Source organism: Streptomyces shaanxiensis, assembly GCF_039537145.1.
Taxonomy (GTDB): domain Bacteria; phylum Actinomycetota; class Actinomycetes; order Streptomycetales; family Streptomycetaceae; genus Streptomyces; species Streptomyces shaanxiensis.
The window spans coordinates 1016757-1023173 of record NZ_BAAAZY010000010.1; the positions used below are offsets into that span (position 1 = coordinate 1016757).

At 73.0% G+C, this 6417-nt stretch carries 2 protein-coding genes; both read left to right on the plus strand.

The features are described from left to right. Positions 1-5 precede the first annotated feature (5 nt). On the plus strand, positions 6-5174 hold the full coding sequence (locus ABD932_RS18300; RefSeq protein WP_345013942.1) for an SDR family NAD(P)-dependent oxidoreductase: 5169 nt from the start codon (positions 6-8) through the stop codon (positions 5172-5174). A 50-nt stretch (positions 5175-5224) separates the two neighbouring features. After that, complete coding sequence (locus ABD932_RS18305; protein WP_345013945.1) at positions 5225-6409, plus strand: cytochrome P450; 1185 nt, start codon at positions 5225-5227, stop codon at positions 6407-6409. Positions 6410-6417 lie beyond the last annotated feature (8 nt).

The window sequence follows — 6417 nt, forward strand, 5'->3', positions numbered from 1 at the left end:
CGGCGATGCCGAACGACGAGAAGCTCGTGGAGTACCTGAAGTGGGTCACCGCCGACCTGCACCAGACCCGGCAGCGGCTGGAGAAGGCGGAGAACGCACGGCACGAACCGGTGGCGATCGTCGGCATCGCCTGCCGGTTCCCCGGCGACGTCCGCTCGCCCGAGGACCTGTGGGACCTGGTGTCCTCGGGCCGGGACGCCGTCTCCGGCTTCCCCACCGACCGGGGCTGGGACCTGGGCACGCTCGCCGGCGGCGACAGCGCCACCCTGCAGGGCGGATTCCTGTACGACGCGGCCGAGTTCGACCCCGGCTTCTTCGGCATCTCCCCGCGTGAGGCGCTGGCCATGGACCCGCAGCAGCGGCTGCTGCTGCAGACCTCCTGGGAGGCGATCGAACGCGCCGGGATCGACCCGGTGACGCTGCGCGGCAGCCGGACCGGCGTGTTCGTCGGCACCAACGGCCAGGACTACGGCCATGTGCTGATCGCCTCGCAGGAGGACGTCGAGGGCCACGCCGGCATGGGCACGGCGGCCAGCGTGATCTCCGGCCGGGTCTCCTACACGCTCGGCCTGGAAGGCCCCTCGCTCACCCTCGACACCGCCTGCTCCTCCTCGCTGGTCGCCCTGCACCTGGCGGCGCAGGCGCTGCGGGGCGGCGAGTGCTCCCTCGCCCTCGCAGGCGGCGTCACCGTCATGACGACGGCGTCGAACTTCGCCGGGTTCACCCGCCAGGGCGGCCTCGCGGCCGACGGCCGCTGCAAGGCATTCTCCGACGACGCCGACGGCACCGGCTGGTCCGAGGGCATCGGCGTGCTGCTCGTCGAGAAGCTGTCCGACGCCCGCCGCAACGGCCACCCCGTGCTCGCCGTGCTCGCGGGCAGCGCCATCAACCAGGACGGCGCCTCCAACGGGCTGTCCGCGCCCAACGGCCCCGCCCAGCGCGAGGTGATCCGCGCCGCGCTCGCCTCCGGCGGCCTCACCCCGTCCGACGTGGACGCCGTCGAGGCGCACGGCACCGGCACGACACTCGGCGACCCCATCGAGGCACAGGCGCTGATCGCCGCCTACGGACAGGACCGTGAGACGCCGCTGCGGCTGGGCGCGATCAAGTCGAACATCGGTCACACCCAGGCCGCCGCCGGCGTCGCCGGGGTGATCAAGACGGTGATGGCGCTGCGCCACGCCGAACTGCCGCCCACCCTGCATGTCACCGAGCCGACCTCGCACGTCGACTGGACGGCCGGGAACGTCGAACTGCTCACCTCCGCCGTGCCGTGGCCGCCCACGGAGAAGCCGCGCCGGGCCGGTGTGTCGTCGTTCGGCGTCAGCGGCACCAACGCGCACGTGATCATCCAGGAGGCGCCGGTCGAGGAAGCATCGGCTGAGGAGGCATCGGCTGAGGTGGGGCCGGCTGAGGAAGCGCCCGCGGCCGGTGAGCGCCCGGCCGCCTCTGCGGTCCCCTCCCCGGTCCCGTGGCTGGTCTCCGCCAAGTCCGACACCGCCCTGAACTCACGTGTGGAGCAGGCACAACAGCTTTCCGGCGACCCCGTCGGCGCTGTCGACATCGGGTACTCCCTGCTGACCACCCGCTCCACCTCCTTCGAGCACCGAGCCGTACTCCTCGACGGCGACGTCCTCGCCCGGGGCACGGTCACCCGCCGCCCGCTCGCCGTGCTGTTCTCCGGCCAGGGCGCCCAACGCCTGGGCATGGGGCGGGAGTTGTACGACCGCTTCCCGGTGTTCCGCACCGCCCTCGACGAGGTGCTCGCGCTCCTGGACGCCGGGCTGCGCGACGTGATCTGGGGCGACGACGAGGAGGCCCTGAACCGCACCGGCAACACCCAGCCCGCACTCTTCGCCCTCGAAGTCGCCCTCTACCGCCTGCTGGAGTCCTACGGCGTCAAGCCCGACCACCTCGCCGGGCACTCGATCGGCGAGATCGCCGCCGCACACGTAGCCGGAGTCCTCACGCTGAAGGACGCGGCCACGCTGGTCACCGCCCGAGCCCGCCTGATGCAGGCCCTGCCCGCCGGCGGTGCCATGGTGTCGGTCACGGCCACCGAGGCCGACGTCCTCCCGCACCTCACCGCGAACGTCTCCGTCGCCGCCGTCAACGGCCCCGACTCCGTCGTGATCGCCGGCGACGAGAGCGAGGTCCTGCGGATCGCCGAGCGCTGGGAGCACAAGCGGCTGCGCGTCAGCCACGCCTTCCACTCGCCGCTGATGGAGCCGATGCTCGACGAGTTCCGCAACTCCATCAAGGACCTCGCCTTCCACACGCCGCGCCTGCCCATCGCCACGACCGGCGACGTCACCTCGCCCGAGTACTGGGTGCGGCACGTACGGGACGCGGTGCGGTTCGCCGACCACGTCGCCGCGATCGGCGACGCCACCTTCGTCGAGGTCGGCCCCGTCGGCGTGCTCTCCGCACTCGTCGACGGCTGTGTGCCCCTGCTGCGCCGGGACCGGCCCGAGGAGACCGCCCTCGTCACCGCGCTCGCCCGGCTCCACACGGCCGGCGCGAAGGTCGACTGGTCTTCGTTCTACGCCGGTGGCCGCCGGGTCGACCTGCCCACCTATCCGTTCGACCGGCAGCGGTTCTGGCCGCAGTCCACCATGGCGCCGGGCGGCCCGTACGCCGGACCGCAGCAGGCCCACCGACCCGCGCTCCACGAGGTCGACTGGGTCACCGCCCCGCTGGACGGGGTGCCCGTGGCCACCGCCCGCTGGGCCGTGGTCGGCACCGACGAGTTCGACGTGGCCCACGTCCTCTACAGCGCGGGCCAGACCGTCACCGGCTACGGCGAGACCCTGGCCGACGCCGCGGGCCAGGCCGCCGCGCCGGACGTGTTCGTCGTGTCGGTGTCGGGTGACGAGACGCCCGACAGCGTGCGGGACACGACGACCCGAGTCCTGACGGTGCTTCAGGAGAGCCTGCGGTACGAGAGTGCCCGCGTGGTGTTCGTCAGCCGGGGGGCGGCAACCGGCGAGGACCTGGCCGCCGCCGCGGCGTGGGGCCTGGTGCGCACCGCACAGGCGGAGCACCCCGGCCGGTTCACCCTGGTCGACCTCGACGCGTCGGACGTGTCGATCGCCACGGTCGTACGGCTGGTGTCGTGGGACGAGCCCCAGGTGCTGGTCCGCGACGGCGTCGTCAAGGTCGCCCGCCTCGCCGAACTGCCCGCCACCGCGCCGTCCGCCCCCGCCTGGAACCCCGAGGGCACGGTCCTGATCACCGGCGGCACCGGCGGCCTGGGAGCCGCACTCGCCCGCCACCTCGTCGCCCGCCACGGCATACGGCACCTGCTGCTCGCCGGCCGCCGCGGCCCCGACGCGCCCGGCGCGGGCGAACTGCGCGCCGAACTCGAGGCGCGGGGCGCCTCGGTCACCGTCGTCGCCGCCGACGTCTGCACCGAGGAGGCGGTCGCGGAACTGCTCGCCGCCGTGCCCGCCGCCCACCCGCTGACCGGTGTCGCACACACCGCAGGCGTGCTGGACGACGGCCTCGTCGACACCCTCACCCCCGCACGCCTCGACGCGGTGCTGCGCCCCAAGGCCGACGGTGCCTGGCATCTGCACCGGGCCACCCGGGACCTGGACCTCGCGGTGTTCGCGCTGTACTCGTCGGTCGCGAACGTCATGGGCGCCGCCGGGCAGGGCAACTACGCCGCCGCCAACGCCTACCTGGACGCCCTCGCCGTCCGCCGCCGGGCCGAGGGGCTGCCCGCCGTGTCCCTGGCGTGGGGTCCCTGGGCGCAGGACAGCGGCATGACGAGCGGGCTGAGCGAGGCCGCCATGGAACGCATCGCGCGCTCCGGGATGCCGCCCCTCGCGGCGGAGCAGGGCCTCGCCCTGTTCGACGCGGCGCTCGCCCGCGACGAGGCACTGCTCGTGCCGATGTACGTCAACCCGGCCGGCCAGCGTGCCCACGGCCCCGTCGCCCCGCTGCTGCGCGGCCTCCTCACCGACGCGCCCACCGTGGTGCCCGCCGAGAAGGCCGCCGTCACCGTCCTTGACCGGCTGCGCGGCGCCGGCCCCGAGGCCCGCGAGACCATGCTGCGCGACCTCGTCGTGGGCACCTCCGCGGCGCTGCTCGGCCACCCCGACCCGAGCGCCGTCGACCCGGAGAAGGACTTCCTGGAGCTGGGCTTCGACTCGCTCATCGCCGTCGAACTCCGCAACCAGCTGGGCGAACTGCTGGGCGGCCGCAAGCTGGCGGGCTCCATCGTCTTCGACAACAAGACCCCGGCGAACCTCGCCCGGACCCTGCTCGCCGACCTCGGCACGCTCCATGGCCCGGCCGCGGCCTCCGCCGGTACCGGCGCCGCCGTCGACCCGTCCGACACCGTGTTCGGGCTGTTCATGGAGTCGGTGTCGACCGGCAAGGTGCTGCAGGGCCTGAGCCTGCTCAAGGCCGTGGCGAACCTGCGCCCGATGTTCGAGACCCCTGCCGAACTGGAGGACCTGCCCACGACGGTGACCCTCGCCGACGGCCCGGCGCTGCCCAAGCTGATCTGCATCAGCGCGCCCGGCGCGACCGCCGGCGTCCACATGTACGCCCGCCTCGCGGCGCACCTGCGCGGCAAACGGCAGGTGTCGGCGCTGCCGCTGATCGGGTTCGAGCCGGGCGAGCCGCTGCCCAGGGACACCGCGGCCGCCGTGCGCTGGGTCGCCGAGAGCGTGCTGCACGCCAGTGACGGCGAACCGTTCTGCCTGGTCGGGCACTCCTCCGGCGGCACCCTGGCCTACCTCGCCGCGGCCGTGCTGGAGGAGACCTGGGGCATCGCCCCCGAAGCCGTGATCATGCTCGACACGCTCAGCCTCAACTACGACACCAACGAGGGCCTCGACTTCGACTCGGTCACCACCAACTACTTCACCACCATGGACTCGCCCGCGGTGAACCTGAACAGCGCGCGCCTGTCGGCGATGGCCCACTGGTTCGTCCGCATCACCGACACCGGCCTGCACCCCACCGTGCCGAAGCTGCTCGTGCGGTGCGGCCGGGAAGTGGACGGCACGGAGTTCACGACCACCGGCCAGGAGGTGTCCGTACCCGCGGACGACATCCGCATCGTGCCTACCGACCACATGGCCATGGTCAAGGAGGACGCCGCCCTGACCGCCGGCGTGATCGAGGACTGGCTCACCACCCTGGCCACCGACCGGCCCTAGCCACCCCCCACCAGCGGGCCCCAGCCACCCCCACCAGCCGGAAGGAACCCATGTCCACCGCACAGCAACTGCCCCTGATCGGGGTCGAACAGCCCTCGATCCTCGCCTTCAGCGACATCCGCCTGCGTCTGCAGGAACAGGCCCCCGTGTGCCGCATCCTCACGCCCGCCGGCGACGAGGGGTGGCTGGTGACCCGCCACGCCGAGGTCAAGGCGCTGCTGCAGGACCACCGCCTCGGCCGCTCGCACAAGGATCCGCAGAACGCGCCCCGGTTCTTCCGCAACCCGATGCTGGACATGCTCGTCACCAGCGACGACGTGGAGACCGAGCGGCGCGCCCACGAGAACAAGCGCGTCCTGTACACCAAGAGCTTCGCCGCCCGGAAGGTCCTCGACCGCCGCTCCCGCGTCGAGGCGATCGCGCACGCCACGCTCGACGGGATCATCGCCGCCGGACCGACCGCGGACCTGCACGAGTCCTACTCGATGGAGTACTCCCAGCAGGCGCTGTGCGACATGGTCGGCGTCCCCGCAGAGGACCGCCGGCGGCTGCTCGCCATGATGGACACCGTCGGCGACACCGACCGGCAGCACGCCGAGTCCGGCATGGACGCCCTGTTCGGCTACGCCGCCGAGCTGGGCGCCAAACGCCGTGACGAACCCGGCGACGACGTGATCTCCCGCTTCATCGACTCCGGTCTCACCGACGAGGAGATCGGACTGCACACGGTCACGCTGCTGTTCACCGGCCTGTCCGGGCTCGCCTCCCACCTCGACTTCGGGGTGCTGCTGTTCCTGCGCAACCCCGACCAGCTCGCCCTCGCCATGGCCGACCCGAACGTCATGGTCCGGGCGGTCGACGAGGTCATGCGCGCCACGATCGGCAGCCCCGTGCTGCCCCGGTACGCGAGCGAGGCCATCGAGATCGGCGGGGTCACCATCGCCGAGGGCGACCTGGTGATGCTCGACTTCTCGCTGGCCAACCACGACGCCCGCGCCTTCGAGGAGCCGTCCCGCTTCGACGTCACCCGCACGCCCAACCCGCACTTCACGTTCGGGCACGGCATGCGGCACTGCACGGGCGCGCCGCTGGTGCGCATCATCCTGGCCGTCGCCTACACCGCGCTGTTCTCACGCCTGCCCTCGCTGCGCCTCGCGGTGCCGGAGGCCGAACTGGAGTCGCACCCCGGCGGCCGGCTGGCCGGCGGCCTGGCGAGGTTCCCCGTCACCTGGTGACCTGCACG